14 protein-coding genes are annotated in these 17,437 nt (G+C 67.6%); 4 read left to right on the top strand and 10 right to left on the bottom strand.

Annotation, left to right across the window (positions count from 1 at the left end; all coding sequences use genetic code 11):
- Positions 1 to 10 precede the first annotated feature (10 nt).
- Together J2W68_RS11125 and J2W68_RS11120 are read right to left on the bottom strand one after the other, a co-directional pair.
- Positions 11 to 190 carry a hypothetical protein gene (locus tag J2W68_RS11125; protein WP_310148588.1) on the bottom strand — a complete coding sequence of 60 codons (180 nt, stop codon included), beginning with the start codon at positions 188 to 190 and terminating at the stop codon, positions 11 to 13.
- Between the two features lie 99 nt (positions 191 to 289).
- The gene (locus J2W68_RS11120) at positions 290 to 535 is read right to left on the bottom strand and encodes a hypothetical protein (RefSeq protein WP_310235805.1); all 246 of its coding nucleotides are present in this window, start codon (positions 533 to 535) and stop codon (positions 290 to 292) included.
- A gap of 181 nt (positions 536 to 716) precedes the next feature.
- On the opposite strand from J2W68_RS11120, the gene J2W68_RS11115 reads away from it, so the two are divergent.
- Complete coding sequence (locus J2W68_RS11115) at positions 717 to 2,804, top strand: S46 family peptidase (protein ID WP_310235803.1); 2,088 nt, start codon at positions 717 to 719, stop codon at positions 2,802 to 2,804.
- 241 nt (positions 2,805 to 3,045) lie between these two features.
- Here J2W68_RS11115 and J2W68_RS11110 read toward each other — a convergent pair whose 3' ends face one another.
- The 4 genes from J2W68_RS11110 to J2W68_RS11095 all read right to left on the bottom strand — a co-directional run bounded on the left by J2W68_RS11110 (position 3,046) and on the right by J2W68_RS11095 (position 6,939).
- Positions 3,046 to 4,095, bottom strand: coding sequence for an oxidoreductase (locus tag J2W68_RS11110; RefSeq protein ID WP_310235800.1), 1,050 nt, complete (start codon positions 4,093 to 4,095; stop codon positions 3,046 to 3,048).
- 4 nt (positions 4,096 to 4,099) lie between these two features.
- The gene (locus tag J2W68_RS11105; protein WP_310235798.1) at positions 4,100 to 4,396 is read right to left on the bottom strand and encodes a DUF2782 domain-containing protein; all 297 of its coding nucleotides are present in this window, start codon (positions 4,394 to 4,396) and stop codon (positions 4,100 to 4,102) included.
- Positions 4,397 to 4,467: 71 nt separating this feature from the next.
- On the bottom strand, positions 4,468 to 6,132 hold the full coding sequence (locus J2W68_RS11100) for a TPM domain-containing protein (protein ID WP_310235796.1): 1,665 nt from the start codon (positions 6,130 to 6,132) through the stop codon (positions 4,468 to 4,470).
- Between the two features lie 24 nt (positions 6,133 to 6,156).
- Positions 6,157 to 6,939, bottom strand: a complete 783-nt coding sequence (locus tag J2W68_RS11095) for a DUF3667 domain-containing protein (protein WP_310235793.1) — start codon at positions 6,937 to 6,939, stop codon at positions 6,157 to 6,159.
- A gap of 220 nt (positions 6,940 to 7,159) precedes the next feature.
- On the opposite strand from J2W68_RS11095, the gene polA reads away from it, so the two are divergent.
- Positions 7,160 to 9,904 carry a DNA polymerase I gene (polA, locus tag J2W68_RS11090; protein WP_310235790.1) on the top strand — a complete coding sequence of 915 codons (2,745 nt, stop codon included), beginning with the start codon at positions 7,160 to 7,162 and terminating at the stop codon, positions 9,902 to 9,904.
- A 370-nt stretch (positions 9,905 to 10,274) separates the two neighbouring features.
- Here the strand turns inward: polA and J2W68_RS11085 are convergent, their stop codons facing one another.
- From J2W68_RS11085 to J2W68_RS11070, 4 genes are read right to left on the bottom strand one after another with little or no spacing between them, the layout of a single operon-like run.
- Entirely contained in the window at positions 10,275 to 10,955 is a 681-nt protein-coding gene (locus J2W68_RS11085) for an RluA family pseudouridine synthase (protein WP_345784586.1), read from the bottom strand.
- A gap of 18 nt (positions 10,956 to 10,973) precedes the next feature.
- Positions 10,974 to 11,885, bottom strand: coding sequence for an oxygen-dependent coproporphyrinogen oxidase (gene hemF, locus J2W68_RS11080; protein WP_310235788.1), 912 nt, complete (start codon positions 11,883 to 11,885; stop codon positions 10,974 to 10,976).
- A gap of 60 nt (positions 11,886 to 11,945) precedes the next feature.
- Positions 11,946 to 12,422 carry a PH domain-containing protein gene (locus J2W68_RS11075; RefSeq protein ID WP_310235786.1) on the bottom strand — a complete coding sequence of 159 codons (477 nt, stop codon included), beginning with the start codon at positions 12,420 to 12,422 and terminating at the stop codon, positions 11,946 to 11,948.
- Entirely contained in the window at positions 12,419 to 14,779 is a 2,361-nt protein-coding gene (locus J2W68_RS11070; RefSeq protein ID WP_430539719.1) for a prolyl oligopeptidase family serine peptidase, read from the bottom strand. Before J2W68_RS11070 ends, J2W68_RS11075 begins: the two co-directional genes overlap by 4 nt.
- Positions 14,780 to 14,957: 178 nt before the next feature.
- On the opposite strand from J2W68_RS11070, the gene J2W68_RS11065 reads away from it, so the two are divergent.
- Entirely contained in the window at positions 14,958 to 16,355 is a 1,398-nt protein-coding gene (locus J2W68_RS11065; RefSeq protein WP_310235782.1) for a cytochrome ubiquinol oxidase subunit I, read from the top strand.
- A complete protein-coding gene (gene cydB, locus J2W68_RS11060; RefSeq protein WP_310235780.1) occupies positions 16,355 to 17,374 on the top strand; it encodes a cytochrome d ubiquinol oxidase subunit II in 1,020 nt (339 codons plus the stop codon). Before J2W68_RS11065 ends, cydB begins: the two co-directional genes overlap by 1 nt.
- The last annotated feature ends 63 nt before the right edge of the window (positions 17,375 to 17,437 follow it).

The following is a 17,437-nucleotide window of genomic DNA, read 5'->3' as shown; positions in this document are numbered from 1 at the left end:
CGGTCGGCGATCAGGCCGACGGCGGATCCGGGCGCCGCGTCCGCGAGACCGCTTTCACGATCCCCAGGCCCAGCAGCACGACGACGCCGACGGCGATCCACTGCGGCGCGAGGCCGGCCAGGTGTGCGCCGTAGGCGAGACCGCCGATCAGCACGACCATGCCTACAAGGTAGATGGAGAAGGAAGACATCGGCGATTCCTGTGGCGGAAGACGGCCGGATGCTAACGGTGCGCCTGTGAGGATCATCCGCATTCAGCTGAACCGTGGGGCACTGCCCCTGCGCCGGGCTCAATCGCGGATTTCGAAGCCCGGATTCTCGTCGAGTCCGCCATCCCCGTCGACCACGATCCAGCGGCTGCCGGTCTTGTCGAACAGCACCGGCACCGGATCACGAAACAGCGGACGCCGAACGAAGCGGAGCGTCCAGCCGAACTGTTCGAGGGTGGTGATCGCACTGATTTGCGCGGGCGTGAGCCCGGCGCGGAGGGCGACGGCGTCCGGGTGATCCGGCTTGCGGCGGTCGTTGGGATGCATCGGCTTCTCGAAGACTGGCGACAGCCTGTCCTGTGTCGCGCACGGGACAATCCTACGTGAATGCACTGCATGGGCCAAACCGGGCGCCGCGACCATGACCTTCCGGCCACGCCTGCGGCGACGCGGCGGCGTACGCTGGGCGGCCTTCGGCCGTGACCCGGCCGCCTCGACTGGAGATCCCATGGCGTCCGCCGCTTCCACGCCCGTTCCATCGCATTCCCGGACACGCACCCGCCTCGCCGCGTCTGTCGGCGGGCTGCTCGCCGTTGCCGTCGCGCCCGCCGCATTCGCCGCCGAAGGCATGTGGACGCTCGACAATCTGCCCAAGGCCCAGCTGCAGGCGCAGTACCAGTTCTCGCCGGACCAGGCCTGGGTGGATCACGCGATGCAGTCCTCGGTGCGCCTCGCCGGTGGCTGCTCGGGTTCGTTCGTCTCCCCCGATGGTCTGGTGCTGACCAATGCGCACTGCGTGGTCGGTTGCGTGCAGGGCCTGTCCTCGCCGCAGCGCGATCTGCAGAACGACGGCTTCGTCGCCGATGCGCGGGGTGAGGAGCTGCAGTGCCCGGCCGAAGAACTCAACGTGCTGCGGGAGATCACCGATGTCAGCGGCCGACTGGCCAGCGCGGCTGACGGCAAGCAGGGTCAGGCCTATGTGGATGCGCGCAATGCCGAAAAGAGCCGCATCGAATCCGAATGCGTCGGCGACGACGAGGCAAAGACGCGTTGCGATGTCGTCGAGCTCTACAACGGCGGCCAGCAGCACCTCTACCGCTACCACCGCTATTCCGATGTCCGCCTGGTGTTCACGCCCGAATATTCGGTCGGCTTCTTCGGCGGCGATCCCGACAATTTCAATTTCCCGCGCTACAACCTCGACGCCGCGCTGCTGCGCGCCTACGAGGACGGCAAGCCGGCGAACGTCGCGCACCACTTCACACTCAAGCCCGAAGGCGCGGAAGCGGGCGAACTGGTGATGGTCACCGGCCACCCGGGCCGGACCCAGCGCCAGCTCACGGTCGCGCAGCTGGAAACCGTGCGTGACGTGAATCTGATCAACAACCTGCTGTGGCTGGCGGAGCGCCGCGCGATGCTCGGCCAGTACGGCCGCAGCAACGAGGAAGCCGCGCGTCAGGCGCAGTCGGATCTCACGTTCACCGACAACAGCTACAAGGTGTTCCGCGGCCAGTTGCAGGCGCTGCTCGACCCGCAGGTGTTCGCCGGCAAGCGCGCCGAGGAAGCCCGTCTGCGCGACGGCGTGGACGCCGCGCCGTGGAACGAGGTCGAAGCCGCGCAGGTCGTCGCGCGTCAGCTCGCCGTGCCCTACATGCTGCTCGAGCAGGGCCGTGGCTTCGACTCGCGCCTGTTCGGCATCGCCCGCACGCTGGTGCGGGGCGGTACCGAGCGCGCGAAAGCGAACGACGCGCGCCTGCCCGAGTTCCAGGAGGCAGGCCAGGGCCGCCTGCGCCAGACGTTGCTGAGCACCGCGCCGGTGTATCCGGAGTTCGAGATTGCCAAGCTGACCTGGTCGCTGACCAAGTTCCGCGAACTGCTGGGCACCGACGATCCGCTGGTGAAGTCCGTACTCGGCGCGCAGTCGCCGGCGCAGGTCGCCAAGGCCCTGGTCGAGGGCTCGACGCTCGCCGACGTGGCCGAACGCGAACGTCTGTGGAACGGCGGCGCTGCGGCCATCGAGGCCTCGGACGATCCCTTCATCCGACTGGCACGCGCGATCGATGCGCCGGCGCGCGCGGTACGTCAGCGGCAGGAGTCGGAAGTGGCGTCGATCGAATCGCGTGCAGCCACACAGATCGCCAGGGTGCGCTTCGAAAAGCTCGGCACCACGGTGTATCCCGATGCCACGTTCACCCTGCGCCTGTCCTACGGCGATGTCGCCGGCTGGGAGGAGAACGGCAAGGCGATCGAACCGTTCACGACGATGGGTGGTGTGTTCGCACGCAACACCGGCGCCGAGCCGTATGACTTGCCCAAGCGCTGGCTGGATGCGGAAGGCCGCATCGCACAGGACACGCGCTTCAACTTCGTCAGCACCAACGACATCATCGGCGGCAATTCCGGCAGCCCGGTGATCAACCGCGACGCGCAGGTGATCGGTCTCGCGTTCGATGGCAACATCCATTCGCTGGGCGGCAGCTTCTGGTACGACCCGACGCTCAACCGCACGGTGTCGGTGCACAGCGCGGCAATCATCGAATCGCTGAAGTCGGTCTACGACGCGGATGCGCTGGTGGGCGAGCTGCTGCAGAAGTAAACGCGTTTGGTGGATGCGTCACACGAACGGCGCCCCGGATTCGGGGCGCCTTTCCTATGTGCCGTCCAATGACTTCTGTAGGAGCGCGCTCGCGCGCGATGTGGCGCTACCGACTAGACCCGATCGCGCGCAAGCGCGCGCCTACGCAGTTGGTCGTGCGTCGTTGATCAATCAACCGTGCCCCCGGGATGCTGGACGAGAGCAGCCTGTGGGCGATGACGTGTCGCGCGCAGCCAGCCGCCTACGAACGGTGCGGCACCACCACGCTGCCACTCGCGGCGCTGTCGATCCCGGCCTGCAGCACGCGCATCACATCGAGTGCCTCATCGGCCGTCACGGGCAGCGGCGCGACGTCGCGGATTGCATCGCGCATGCCGGCATAGAACGCGCGGTAATCGCCGGCAGGCGACGGTGGAGGCGCATCGCGCACCGTGCCGTCTGCCGCCACACGCAGCAGCTGGCCGGGCGCGGGATCCACGCCCCAACCTGCCGCCCCCGGAATCCCGCCCGCACGCAACGCAGCTTCCTGCGGATCCAGGCCATGCTTGAACCAGCTGCCACGCGCGCCGTGCACGGCGAACCGCAAACCCGCGCCCGGTACCAGCGCGCCGGCATGCAGCACGACGCGCAGCCGCGGGTAGCGCAACACGACGTGGAAGAAATCGTCGACCTCGGCGCTGGCGCGCTGGATCGCGATATCGGCCTGCACCGCATCCGGCAGCCCGAACAACTGCAGGGCCTGGTCGACCAGATGCGGGCCCAAGTCCAGCCACAGCCCGGCGCCTGTCCCCGCGCGTTCACGCCAGCGGTCGGGCACGCTCGGACGGAACCGGTCGAAATGCGAATGGACCTCGGCGATCTCGCCAAGCGTGCCGGCCTCGATCAACGTACGAAGCGCCAGAAAATCGGCATCCCAGCGACGGTTGTGGAACACGCTGAGCAAGCGGCCGCACGCATGGGCCGCCACCGCGACGGCCTGGGCTTCGGCGAGATCGATCGCGAACGGCTTGTCGACCACGACATGGTGCCCGGCTTGCAGCGCCGCGATGGCGAGCGCTGCATGCGTGTCATTGGGCGTGGCGATGACGACCAGATCGATCACCGGATCATCGAACGCGGTCCGCGGATCGGCCAGCACGCGCACATCGGGCAGATCCGCATGGACCTTGCCCGCATCGCTCGACACCACCGTGTGCAGCGTCAGTCCCGGCGTCGCTTTGATCAGTGGCGCGTGGAATACGCGGCCGGCGAGGCCGTAGCCGACCACCGCGACCCGCAAGCCCTCACCCACGGACTTACCAGCCGAACAGCTTGAAGTAGGTCTGCGGCACGTTGTCGCGGTCGCCATCGATGCTGCCGTCGCCGTCGCGGTCGTAGAGGAAATACGCCGGACCGCGCGAGGGCACCACCTGCACCGCGCGCAGCTGGCCGGCGATGCGGTACTCGGTGATCTGGTCGCCGTTGGACTCGGTGCGGGTCACCTGCTCGGCATCGGCGGGGATGCCGTCCGGCATGCCGGAGGTGCCGGTGCTCGCGCAGGCGGACAGACCGATCAATGCGAGCGCAAGCGCGGTGTGGCGGAAGGCGGACATGGCGGTTCTCCTGCAGATGGAGGCCCAGTATGCGCGCGCGGCGTGGAGCCGCCGTGCGCGCGACAGGCGATCTACTGCAGGGGGTCGTAGCTGAAGAGCCACAGCTGCGCGTTGCCCTGCTGCACCCCGGCGCCACTGTGGAACTGCCCTGCGGTCGTGAGTTCGCCGACGAAGGTGTAGCGCTTGCCCGATTCGAGCCGGCCACCGGGCATCAGCTGTTCGGTCTGCGGCTGCATGTACAGCGTGACCTCGTTGCCGTCCTCGGTCTCCACGGTAATCGCCCGCCAGCGATCGTCCTTGACGATGGCCTCGTTGACCTTGAACTGCGCCGGCGCGGGCTGAAGATCCTTGACCGTCGCGCTGAAGCGCACCAGCGAACCGATCGTCTGGTCGCGCGCATCGTCCCAGGGGCGGCCGGCCGTACGCTCGGCCTGGCGCGCGGCGGTGAAGTCGAGAATCTCCTGGATATTGTTGAACCGGATCTGGAAGGTGCGTCCGCTGCTGGTCAGCACCCGCACCTGCGACTCGACGATGTTGAGCAGGCTGCGGGTGAAGATGCCGCAGCCGTCGGCGTCCTGGCAGTCGCGCTGCCACACATCGGCGATCCAGCTGTCGAACTGCTTCGGTGGATCGCCGAATTCCAATTGCTTCGCGACGCCTGGCGCATAGGCCACCGCGGAGGTGCCCTGGTTGGGTGCGACGACGAAGATGCCGCCGTTGCCGAGGTCGAGTTTGCCGATCCGCAATTGCCGCAGCATCGCCCACGCGTAGTCCTGGACGCTCATGCCGTGGAGATCGTCGACGACCAGCAGGGCCAGTTCGATGCCCTGTTTCTGGGCGAGCGCGTACAACGCGCTCTCGAGCGTCTTCAGCAGCTCCGGATCGAGCCGGCCGGTTTCGTCAACGACGAAACGCCCGTACTTGAAGGGAATCGTCTGCGCCGACGGCGTAGGCAGCCTGACGGCGACGTTGCGTGTCGCGGGCGGTGCCTGCGGCGGCGCGGTGCCGGTGCCGGTGCCGCCCTGGCAATCCGCACGGCCTGCCTGGCTGCAGGCTTCCATCCAGCCGTCGCCGATCGCCGCCAGGCGGTCGTTGCGCGCCGGGTGGGTCGCGGTCACGTGATCGGCGCCCAGCGACGTCATCGCGCTTCGCGCATCGGCGAGGCTTGCGCCCATGCGCTGCAGCACGAAGCCGCTGAACTTGTCGGCTTCGAGTTCGATCGGCGGCTGGCTGCCGGTCCCGGTGATCGTGTGGCCCGACAGGTGGTGGCCGATCTCGTGCGCCATGATGCTCACCGGCGCCCAGGGATTGTCGTTCGTTGCCGCGCGCACCTCGCCGAGGAAGTTGCGGTTGAACGCGATCACGCGCTGCGGAATCTTCTGTTCGTCGAACAGGATCACCGCCGCCGCATTCGCAACCGGGCCTTCGGTCACGACGAAGTTCTGCGGCAGGCCGGTGAAGCCCATCACCTGTTCGACCATCGAGCGACAGTCGGCCGGCGCGGCCCCGGTCAACGTCGCCGGATCGAGCAGTTCCGGACGGCCGTCGTAGGAGCAGGCCTGCAGCGTCGAGGCGAGCTGCTCGACCAGTTCCGCGCGATTGGGCGTGTCGGCGCTCCCGGAGGCGGCAGATGCAGCTTGCGTGACGTCATGATCGCCACAGGCGGCCAGCAGCAGGGCCAGCGGCAACACCGCCGGCAACGGACGGAGCGAACGGGGCAGCAGACGTCGGGACATGGGCATTCCTTTGGCAGCGTGGAGTCAGGGCGTTCGCGCGAGCACGATCGCAACGATGAGATGGGCGTAGGCGCGTCGCAGCAGCCAGTCGATCGCAATGAACACCACCAGCGCGAGCGCCAGGCGCCACCCGTCGCGGCGCAGATCGAGTTCGAAGAACTGCCGGAAGGCCAAGGCCAGCACCACGGCCTTGACCGCGTACATGTACCACTTGGCGGCCTCGCGCCAGGGCAGTACCAGCGCGGGGTCGCGCATCGCCAGCAGCGGCAGCTGGTTCAACAGATTCAGGATGATGATTACCGCCGAAGCGTAGGCGGCCAGCACCATGTGCTCGACGAGGTTGTAACGGCGGCGCCCGAACACCAGCACCGTGCTGGCGACCACTGCGAAGAAGCCCAGGGTGAAGCTCCAGTTCGCGTAGCGCTGCATCATCGCCATCGCATCGCGATAGTCGGCGCCGCCCACCCGCAGAAAACCGGTCGCATTGAGTACCAGCACCAGCAGGGCAACGCAGACCAGCAGCAGCTTGAGCGGATGCACGTGGCGCACGCGGGCGCCTGCGACGTACTCGCGGGCTACGGTGCCCGGCCGCAGCAGCAGACGGCCTGCGGTGCGCGCGACCGAGAGTTCGAACAGCCGCCATTTCTCCCAGGTCTCCCGGCGCAGGTCGCCCAGTTGCAGGCGTTGCGCTGCCTTCTGGCCGCACTGGCTGCAGTAGGGCCCCTCGCGCCACGCTGCGCCGCAGTTGCGACAGACGGCGCTTGCAGTCCAGTCGGTCGCGGGCGGGTCGCCATCCGGACGCGTCATCGGCCAGACCCCGCAGCAAAGCCGCGGATGGCGTGACACCGGCGATTCGACCAGCCCTGGCAGGACATGCGCATACAGACTCCCCGTATGGGCGGATTATCGCGACGCAGTGTTCGGATTCTGTCAGTGCGGTCGGACGCGGCCCGTCGCGCCGCGCAACCGCATCCGAGGCGGCCCGGCTCGCACGCGGCCCGAACGATGGACCCCTTAGAATTCCCGGATGACGAAACGCCTCATCCTGATCGACGGGTCCTCGTACCTGTATCGCGCGTTCCACGCGCTGCCGCCGCTGACCAATGCCGACGGTGAACCCACCGGCGCGCTGTTCGGCATCGTCAACATGCTGCGCGCGACGCTAAAGGAGGCGCCGGACTTCGCCGCGTTCGTCGTCGATGCACCTGGCAGGACCTTCCGCGACGATCTCTACGACCAGTACAAGGCCAATCGCCCGCCGATGCCCGACGAACTGCGTGCGCAGGTCGAGCCGATGTGCACGATCGTCGAGGCGCTGGGCTTCCCGATCCTGCGCGTGGCCGGGGTCGAGGCCGACGACGTCATCGGCACGCTGGCGCTGCAGGCGGCCGACGCCGGTATCGAGGTGACGATCTCCACCGGCGACAAGGATTTCGCCCAGCTGGTGCGCCCGCGCGTGACCCTGGTCAACACGATGAGCGGCAGCCGCATGGACAGCGACGACGCCGTGCGCGACAAGTTCGGCGTGCGCGCCGACCAGATCGTCGACCTGCTCGCGCTGATGGGCGACAGCATCGACAACATTCCCGGCGTGCCCAAGTGCGGACCCAAGACCGCGGCCAAATGGCTGACGGAGTACGAATCGCTCGACGGCGTGATCGCGAACGCCGGCAACATCAAGGGCAAGATCGGCGAGAACCTGCGCGAGGCGCTGCACCAGCTGCCGCTCAGCCGCGACCTGGCGACGATCAAGACCGATGTCGCGCTCGATGGCGGGCCGGAAACGCTGATCCTGCGGCCGCGTGCGGTCGACGCCCTGCGCGTGCTGTACACGCGTTACGGCTTCGGCCAGGCGCTGAAGGATCTCGACGCCGCCGCCGGTGATGCGGGCACGGCGCCGGCCACCGCTGCCGCGATCGCGATCCCTGCGCCGCCATCGACGCTGGATCCTGCGTTGTCGGTGCCCGGCGAGTACGAAACCGTGCTGACCCGCGAGCGGCTCGACGCCTGGGTCTCGCAGCTGCAGGCGGCCGAGGAATTCGCCTTCGACACCGAAACCGATGCCCTCGATGCGATGCGTTCAGGCCTTGTGGGCCTGAGCTTCGCGATCGAGCCCGGCCGCGCAGCCTACATTCCCGTCGGCCACGACTATCCCGGCGCGCCAGCGCAGCTCGACCGCGCGCAGGTGCTCGATGCATTGCGTGGCGTGCTGGAGGACCCGGCCAAGCGCAAGCTCGGCCAGCACGGCAAGTACGACATCCACGTGTTGCGCCGGCACGGCATCGAGGTCCGCGGCTACGCCGACGACACGCTGCTGGAAAGCTTCGTGCTCGATGCCGGCATCGCCCGCCATGATCTCGACTCGCTGGCCAAACGCCATCTGGGCATGGACACGATCAAGTTCGAGGATGTCGCCGGCAAGGGCGCCAAGCAGATCTCGTTCTCGCAGGTCGCCATCGACGATGCGTCGAAGTACGCGGCAGAAGATGCGGACATCACCCTGCGGCTGCATCGGGTCATGAAGCCGCGGATCGAGGCAGATGCAGGCTTGGCGCGGGTCTACACCGACATCGAGATGCCGCTGGTGCCGGTGCTCGCGCGCATCGAGGCCAATGGCGTACGTGTCGATGCCGACGAACTGCGCCGGCAGAGCGCGGATCTGTCGAAGCGCATGCTCGCCGCGCAGCAGAAAGCAACCGAGCTCGCCGGACGCACGTTCAATCTCGATTCGCCCAAGCAGTTGTGCGCGCTGCTGTTCGACGAATTGAAGTTGCCGGCGCTGGTCAAGACGCCCAAGGGCCAGCCCAGCACCAACGAAGAGGCGCTGGAAGCCATCGCCGACCAGCACGAACTCCCGCGCGTGATCCTCGAATACCGCGGGCTGAACAAGCTGCGCAGCACCTATACCGACAAGCTGCCGGAAATGATCAACGCCGACACCGGCCGGGTGCACACCAGCTACCACCAGGCGGGCGCGGCGACCGGGCGTCTGTCGTCGTCCGATCCCAACCTGCAGAACATTCCGATCCGCACCGACGACGGCCGCCGCATCCGTCGCGCCTTCGTCGCGCCGCCGGGCCGTAAGTTGATCGCCTGCGACTATTCGCAGATCGAGCTGCGGATCATGGCCCACCTGTCCGGGGATCCGGGCCTGGTACGTGCGTTCGAATCTGGCGTCGACATCCACCGGGCGACCGCCGCCGAAGTCTTCGGTCGGCCGCTGGACGAGGTCAGCGGCAACGAGCGCCGTGCGGCGAAGGCGATCAACTTCGGCCTGATGTACGGCATGAGCGCCTTCGGTCTGGCGCGCAACCTCGGCATCGGTCGCGGCGAAGCGCAGGACTACATCGCGCTGTACTTCTCGCGGTATCCGGGCGTGCGCGACTTCATGGACCGCACGCGCGAGCAGGCGCGGGCGACGGGCCATGTCGAGACGGTCTTCGGCCGGCGCCTGACCCTGGACTTCATTCAGAAGGGCAACGCCTCGCAACGCGCGGGCGCCGAGCGCGCCGCGATCAACGCGCCAATGCAGGGCACCGCAGCCGACATCATCAAGCGCGCGATGATCACCATCGATGGATGGATCTCCGCTCACGCGGAGCGCGCGAAGATGATCCTGCAGGTCCACGATGAACTGGTGTTCGAAGCGGACCTGGATTTTGTCGACACGCTGCTGGCCGAGGTCGTAAGCCGGATGACCAGCGCCGCCGAACTGCGGGTGCCGCTGGTCGTCGACAGTGGCGTGGGCGACAACTGGGACGAGGCCCATTGAGGCCTGTCCATCGCCTCGGAATGTGCCGCTTCTGGCGCCCCGGGAGAATGCGAGGATTATGGGTAAATGCGGCCTGAATCCAACAGAAAATTAACCATAATCTTCACGATCCATCCATCCGCAGAATGGTCTTATGTCCCTCGACAGATGCAAGGTCTGTCGCAGATCGCTTCCTTCCCCTGGAGTGATCGACCGGAACCATCAGGCGTCTCCCCGCGCCCGGTTCCCTGAGCCCCGTAGGCCCCCCCTGCCTGCGGGGCTTTTTTATGTCTGCGATTTGCCGATCCGTTGCTCTGTAGGAGCGCGCTTGCGCGCGATGGGGCTTTGCCGATCAGCGCGTTCGCGCGCAAGCGCGCTCCTACAGAGGCCTCTAGAACGGCACCGGACATTCGATTTGTAGCCGTGCACTTGTTGCAGGGTGCTCGAACGTCAGCAATTCCGCATGCAGCAGCAGCCGCGGCGCGCGCGCTTGCACCTCGGACGGGGCGTAAAGCGCATCACCGAGGATCGGATGACCGATCGCCTGCAGATGCACGCGCAACTGATGCGTACGGCCGGTCTCGGGTATCAGCGCCAGCCGGGTGCACGGTGTGCCATCGGCCGTCTGCGTGCGCGACAGGACCTGCCAGTGGGTCAGTGCGAACTTGCCGCTGTTAAGGTCGACCTTTTGTCGCGGCCGGTTGGGCCAGTCCGCCTGCAGCGGCAGGTCGATCACGCCGTCATCCGTGTCGGGCCAGCCGTCGACGATGGCGACATAACGCTTGTCGACCCGGCGCTCGGCGAAGGCGTCGCCCAGCGCGCGCTGCATCCTCGGCCCCCGCCCCAGCACGATCACCCCCGAGGTCGGCTGGTCCAGTCGATGCACCACGCGTGCGTCCGGCCATTGCGCCAGGGCGCGGGTCGCGATGCAGTCCTGTTTGTCGGCGCCGCGGCCGGGCACCGACAGCAGGCCGCTGGGTTTGTCGAAGGCCAACAGATGCGCGTCTTCGTGCAGCACGCGCAGGCAGTCCGGCGCGACGTCCGGATGGGTGGCGTCCTCGGATGCGGTCACCGGTTGCATCCAGCGTGCTCAGGCCAGCTCGGCGAGCCAGTCGCGCGGATGCAGGTATGCGGCCAGTCGCGACTCCTCGCTGCCTGCCTCCGGCGCGAAGCCGTACTCCCAGCGCACGCGCGGCGGCAGGCTCATCAGGATCGATTCGGCGCGGCCGCCCGATTGCAGGCCGAACAGCGTGCCGCGGTCGTAGACCAGGTTGAATTCGACGTAGCGCCCGCGACGATACAGCTGGAACTCGCGCTCGCGCTCGCTGCAGGGCGTGTCTTTGCGGCGTTCGACGATCGGCAGGTAGGCATCGAGAAAGCCGTCGCCGACCGCGCGCATATAGGCGAAGTCGGCATCGAAATCGCCGTGCAGATCGTCGAAGAACAGGCCGCCGACGCCGCGCGTCTCGTTGCGGTGCTTGAGGAAGAAATACTCGTCGCACCATTGCTTGTGGGCGTCGTAGCGCGCCTGCCCGCCGAAGGGTTCGCACAGCGCGCGCGCTGTTCGGTGCCAGTGCAGCACGTCTTCGTCGAGCGGGTAGAACGGCGTCAGGTCGAAGCCGCCGCCGAACCACCAGGCTACGGTCTCGCCGTCGCGCATCGCGCGGAAGTGGCGCACGTTGGCATGCGTGGTCGGCAGGTGCGGATTGTGCGGATGGAACACCAGCGACACGCCGCAGGCGCGCCACGAGGCGCCGGCGAGTTCGGGCCGGTTGGCGCTGGCCGACGGCGGCAGGGCGGTGCCGGATACATCGGAGAAGCCGATGCCGGCCTGCTCAAACACTGCGCCATCGCGTAGCACGCGGGTGCGTCCGCCGCCGCCTTCGGGGCGTTGCCACAGGTCTTCGACGAAACGGGCGCGGCCGTCCGCGCCTTCGATCGCATGGCAGATCCGGTCCTGCAGGCCGGTGAGATAGTCGCGGACGGTGTCGAAATCGTTCATGGCCCGCATTGTAGGCGGCGCCCGTGTGGCGACGTTGATTCTGGTCAATGCCCGAGGGGATCAGGCGTGCGTCTGGCGCCAGCGTTCCAGCTTGGCCGCCAGTGCGGATGCCTTGTGCGCGTAGGTGTCGGGCAAGGCGCCATCGAAACCGGTCAGCCCGCGGTTGACGCGGCGCAGGCGCGCGGCGGCTTCCACGTGGTCGGCGAAGTCGATGCCGACCATCGTGTGCAGACCCACGCGCGTCGGACCGAAACGCACGACGTCGCGCCAGCCCCAGCGGGTGACCCGGAACAGCGAGCGCAATTCGATGCCCTCGGCATCGAGCCGCAGGTGGTTCGCGCCGGGCAGCAGCGACACCAGTGCGACCAGCGCGCACAGCCCGAAGAATCCACCGCACAGCCATGCGATCAGCGGATGGCGTTCGCCGATGACGAGCGCCATCCACACGAACCCGGCCGAAATCGCCAGCAGCGCGAGCATCTTCCACGGCGAAGGCCGCAGCAGCTCGACCGCCGGCAACGGGCCGGGCGCGGTCATTTCAGCGTGCGCTCGAACAGTTCGTAGATGCGGCGGTACTGGTCGTACCACGACGCCGGGTGCTGGTAGGCGTGACGCTCGAGCGGGTAGCTGGCCAGTTCCCACTTGTCCTTGCGCAGCTCGATCAGGCGCTGGGCCATCATCACCGAGTCCTTGTAGAACACGTTGTCGTCGATCATGCCGTGCGCGATCAGCAGGTTGTCCTGCAGGCGGTCGGCGTATTCCATCGGCGAGGACTTCAGATACGCCTCGGGATCGATGTCCGGCGTGTTGAGGATGTTCGCGGTGTAGGCGTGGTTGTACTGCGACCAGTCGGTGACCGGGCGCAGCGCGGCGCCGGCCTTGAACACGCCGGGTTCGCGGAACAGCGCCATGAACGTCATGAAGCCGCCGTAGCTGCCGCCGTAGATGCCGACGCGGTCACGATCGGCCTGGTGGTTGGCGACCAGCCAGTCGATGCCGTCGAGGTAATCCTCGAGCTCCGGGTGGCCCATCTGCCGGTAGATCGCCGTGCGCCAGTCGCGGCCGTAGCCGGCGGACGCGCGGAAATCGAGATCCAGCACGATGTAGCCCTGCTGCACCAGCAGGTTGTGGAACATCTGCTCGCGGAAGTAGTTCGGATACCGGTCGCTGACGTTCTGCAGGTAGCCGGCGCCGTGCACGAACAGCACGACCGGATACTTGCGGCCCGGTTCGTAGTTCTCAGGCGCGTAGAACTTGCCCCAGACCGTGCCGGCGCCATGCTTGGACGGAATCTGCACGTATTCCGGCTGCAGCCAGTCGTGCGCCTTGAACTCGGCGGTGCGCGTGTCGGTGAGCACGCGCACCTCGCCACCGGCGACATCGGCGACGGCGAGCTGCGGCGGCGTGTAGCTGCTCGAGGTGCGCAGCAGCAGGCGGGTTTCATCGGGCGACAGCGCGAAGTCCTCGATGCCGCCGGTCTTCGTGAGTTCGCTGACGGCGCCGCCGTTCGCGCTGCAGACCTCGTAACGGCCCGGCCACTGCTGGTTGCACAGGAAGAAGAAGCGGCTGCCATCGCGCGACATCACCGGCGAGGACACTTCCCACTGGCCCGAGGTCAGCGCGCGCGAGCGGCCGCCGTCGTTGAGATACAGATGCGAGTAGCCGGACGTCTCCGACAGGAACCACAGCGTGCGGTTGTCGGGCAGCCAGCCGAATTCGTTGAAATCCCAGTTGATCCACGCGTTGTCGGTCAGGCGGTCGCGGCTGTGCAGCGTGGCGCCGGCCAGGTCGACGGTGGCGAGCCAGCGGTCCTTGTTGTCGACCGAATGGATCGACAGCGCGACGCTGCGACCGTCGTCGCTCCAGCGGATCGCACCGCCGCCACCGCCGCGGCCGTCGAGTTCCAGACGCACGGGGCGATTGCCCTTGAGCGCGTCCTTGCCGGCCGCGCGGCGCAGGTCGGCCAGCGGGTCGGTGCCGATGCCGGGCAGGGTGCCGGTCTTCAGCTCACGCGCCTGGCCGCTGGCGACGTCCACCAGCCACAGCGTGTGCGGCAGCGGGTCGTTGCGGCCCACGCGCGTGCGCACGTCCTCGAATTCCTCGTAGCCCGATTCGGTCACGTAGCGCGGCATCTTGCCGGCCTGGCCCGCGTCACCGCTCTTGGCGGTGGTGGCGACGATCAGCCGGTCGCCGGCCGGCGACAGCGCGCTGCCGGCGATCGTGACGTCCTTGCCCAGGAACACCGGGCCGGGCGCGCGCGTGGCATCGCTGCGGCGCCAGGTCTCGTTCTGCATGCGCAGCCCGTCGCGACGCTCGCGCTCGACGCGCAGGGTTTCGATCATGCGCAGCTGACGGTCGCGGAGGTCGTCGTCCTTCGGCGGCTTGGCCGGATCGTCCTCGGCCTTGAGGCTGGCCAACTGCGTGGTGCCGCGCTGCGCGTCCCAGCCGAACCAGTCGTTGCCCGCGCGCCAGACCAGGCCGCCGGTCGTCGACCACTGCGGCTGCGCTTCCTGGGCTTCCGTCCGCGTGACCTGGGTCAGCGCGCCGGTGCGCAGATCGCGCACGAACAGGTCGCCATTGCGCAGGAACGCCATGCGCGTGCCGGTGGCATCGGTGATGGGGTTCTGCGCATCGAGATCGGCGCGCGCGCCATCCTCGACACGGACCGACGCCCCGCCGGCCAGGGGCTGCTGCCAGGTCTCGCGGACACTGCTGCCTTCGCGCTTGAGCGTGTAGTACGCCGCCTGACCGTCCCAGCGCCACCACGCGCCTTCGACCGGGGCGCCGATCCAGTCCGGATCGGCCATGATCCGCTCCATCGTCAGCGGCTGCGCCGGTTGTGCCAGAACGGCGGGAGACACGAGGGCACAGGCAAGCACCCAGCTCAGCGGCAGTCGACGCATTCGACGGTTCCATCACGGACAAGGAGGCCGAAGTGTAACGGGCCGGGTCCTCGGGGCTGCTCTGGCGAAGGTCATGGTCCGCGTCGTTCCGTCGCGCGACGGCGTGCCGCATCGTGCTTTCACGTCGCCGCCCCCAGACTCACCGTGCGCCATTCCACTGGAGCTCCGCTTGGACGCCCTGCTGCTGTCGCGGATCCAGTTCGGATTCGTGATCTCCTTCCACGTGCTGTTTCCCGCCTTCACGATCGGCCTGTCGAGCTGGCTGGCGTTCCTGGAATTCCGCTGGCTGCGCACGCGCGATCCGGTGTGGCGCGAGCTGTATTTCTTCTGGATGCGGATCTTCGCGGTGTCGTTCGGCATGGGCGTGGTGTCGGGCATCGTCATGAGCTTCCAGTTCGGTACCAACTGGTCGGCGCTGAGCATCGCGGCGGGCAACATCCTCGGGCCGCTGCTGAGCTACGAGGTGCTGACCGCGTTCTTCCTGGAAGCGAGCTTCCTCGGCGTGATGCTGTTCGGCTGGGGCCGGGTGTCTGAGAAGCTGCATTTCCTGTCGACGTGTCTCGTCGCCGTGGGCACGCTGATCTCGACGTTCTGGATTCTCTCGGCCAACAGCTGGCTGCACACGCCGGCGGGCTATGAGCTGATCGACGGCGTGTTCCATCCGGCCGACTGGATGGCGATCATCTTCAATCCCTCGTTCCCATACCGGCTGGCGCACATGGCGCTGGCGGCGTTCATCACCACGTGTTTCGTCATCGGCGGCGTGGCCGCCTGGTATCTGCGTCGCGGCGAACACGTCGATGCGGCGACGCGGATGCTCAAGCTCTCGGTCGCGTTCGCGGCGATCACCGTGCCGCTGCAGATCTTCGTCGGCGATCTGCATGGTCTGAAGACCGGTGAAGTGCAGCCGGTCAAGCTCGCGGCGATGGAGGCGCACTGGCACGAGAGCGCCCCCGGCGAAGGCGTGCCGCTGGTGCTGTTCGCGGTGCCGAATGTGGACGAAGAACGCAACGATTTCGAGATCGCGATCCCGCGACTCGGCAGCGTGATCCTGACCCACAGCTGGGATGGCACGATCGCGCCGTTGACCGCGGTCCCGCGCGACGAACGCCCGCCGGTCGTGCCGGTGTTCTATGCCTTCCGGGTCATGGTCGGTATCGGCATGGCGATGCTGCTGCTGACCGTCGTCTCGCTGTGGGCGTGGCGACGGCGCTGGCTTTTCGAATCGCGCTGGCTGCTCGATTCGTGGCGGCTGATGGCGCCAAGCGGCTTCATCGCGGTGCTGGCCGGCTGGTTCGTCGTGGAGGTCGGCCGCCAGCCGTGGGCGATCCAGGGACTGCTGCGTACCGCGGATGCGGTCAGCGACATCGACCGTACGAGCGTGATCATCTCGCTGACCGCATTCGTCATCGCCTATGCGGTGGTGTTCGGTGCCGGCGGCGGCTACATCCTCAAGATGATCCGCAAGGGCCCGCAACCCTTCGACGACGGCCCGGATCGCGACGAGGGCGAACGTACGCCGATGCGGCCGATTTCAGCCGCCGACGGCCCGGTGGGAGACGACTGATGGACCTCGACCTGCAGACCGTGCTGCCGGTGATCTGGTTCGGCGTCATCGGCTTCGGCGTGCTGATGTACGTGCTGCTCGACGGCTTCGTGCTGGGCCTGGGCGTGCTGGCGCCGTTCGCCGAGGACAGCGATCAGCTCGACCACATGATGACCACCGCCGCGCCGATCTGGGACGGCAACGAGACCTGGTTGGTGCTCGGCGGCGCCGGCCTGCTGGCCGCGTTTCCGCGCGCCTACGCGATCGTGCTGTCGGCGCTGTATCTGCCGGTGCTGCTGATGCTGATCGCACTGGTGTTCCGCGGTGTGGCGTTCGAATTCCGCTTCAAGGCGCAGCGGGGCAAGCGCTTCTGGGGCGCGGCGTTCGCGGTGGGCTCGCTGCTGGCGGCGTTCTCCCAGGGTGTGATTCTCGGTGCACTGGTCGAGGGCATGCCGCTTCAGGAAGGCAAATACGCCGGCGGCGCGCTGGACTGGTTCAGCCCGTTCTCGATGCTGACCGGCGCAGCGGTGGTGTCCGGTTACGCACTGCTCGGCAGCGGCTGGCTGATCCTCAAGACCGAGGGCCGGCTGCAGCAGCTGGCGCGCAAGGCGACCCGGCCACTGGTGCTGGTGGTCGCCGCGTTCATGGGTGTGGTCAGCGCGTGGCTGCCGTTCCTCGATTCGCAGATCATGGCGCGCTGGTTCGAGGGCGGGAATTTCTGGTGGCTGTCGCCGGTGCCGGTGCTGGCCCTGGTCAACGCGATCTGGCTGTGGCGCGCGGCGATGCGCGAGGGTCGCGATGCGCGTCCCTTCCTGCTGACGCTGAGTTTCTTCGGGCTCGGATTTCTGGGACTGGTGCTGGGCATGTGGCCGAACATCGTGCCGCCATCGCTGAGCATCTGGGAGGCCGCGTCGCCGCCGTCGTCGCAGGGATTCGTGCTGGCCGGACTGGTCGTGCTGTTGCCGCTGATCCTCGGTTACACCGCATGGTCGTATCGCGTGTTCCGCGGCAAGGTGGCCGCCGACGCCGGCTATCACTGAACCCCGCGTTGTCGAATGTCCGCGCTGCGAGGACGCTGCGATACCCAAGTCCGTGGATATGCC

It is taken from the genome of Luteimonas terrae (genome assembly GCF_031457535.1).
GTDB classification, from domain to species: Bacteria; Pseudomonadota; Gammaproteobacteria; order Xanthomonadales; family Xanthomonadaceae; genus Luteimonas; species Luteimonas terrae_A.
Note: the sequence above shows the minus strand (reverse complement) of the source record. Positions and strands in the feature narration are given on the sequence as shown.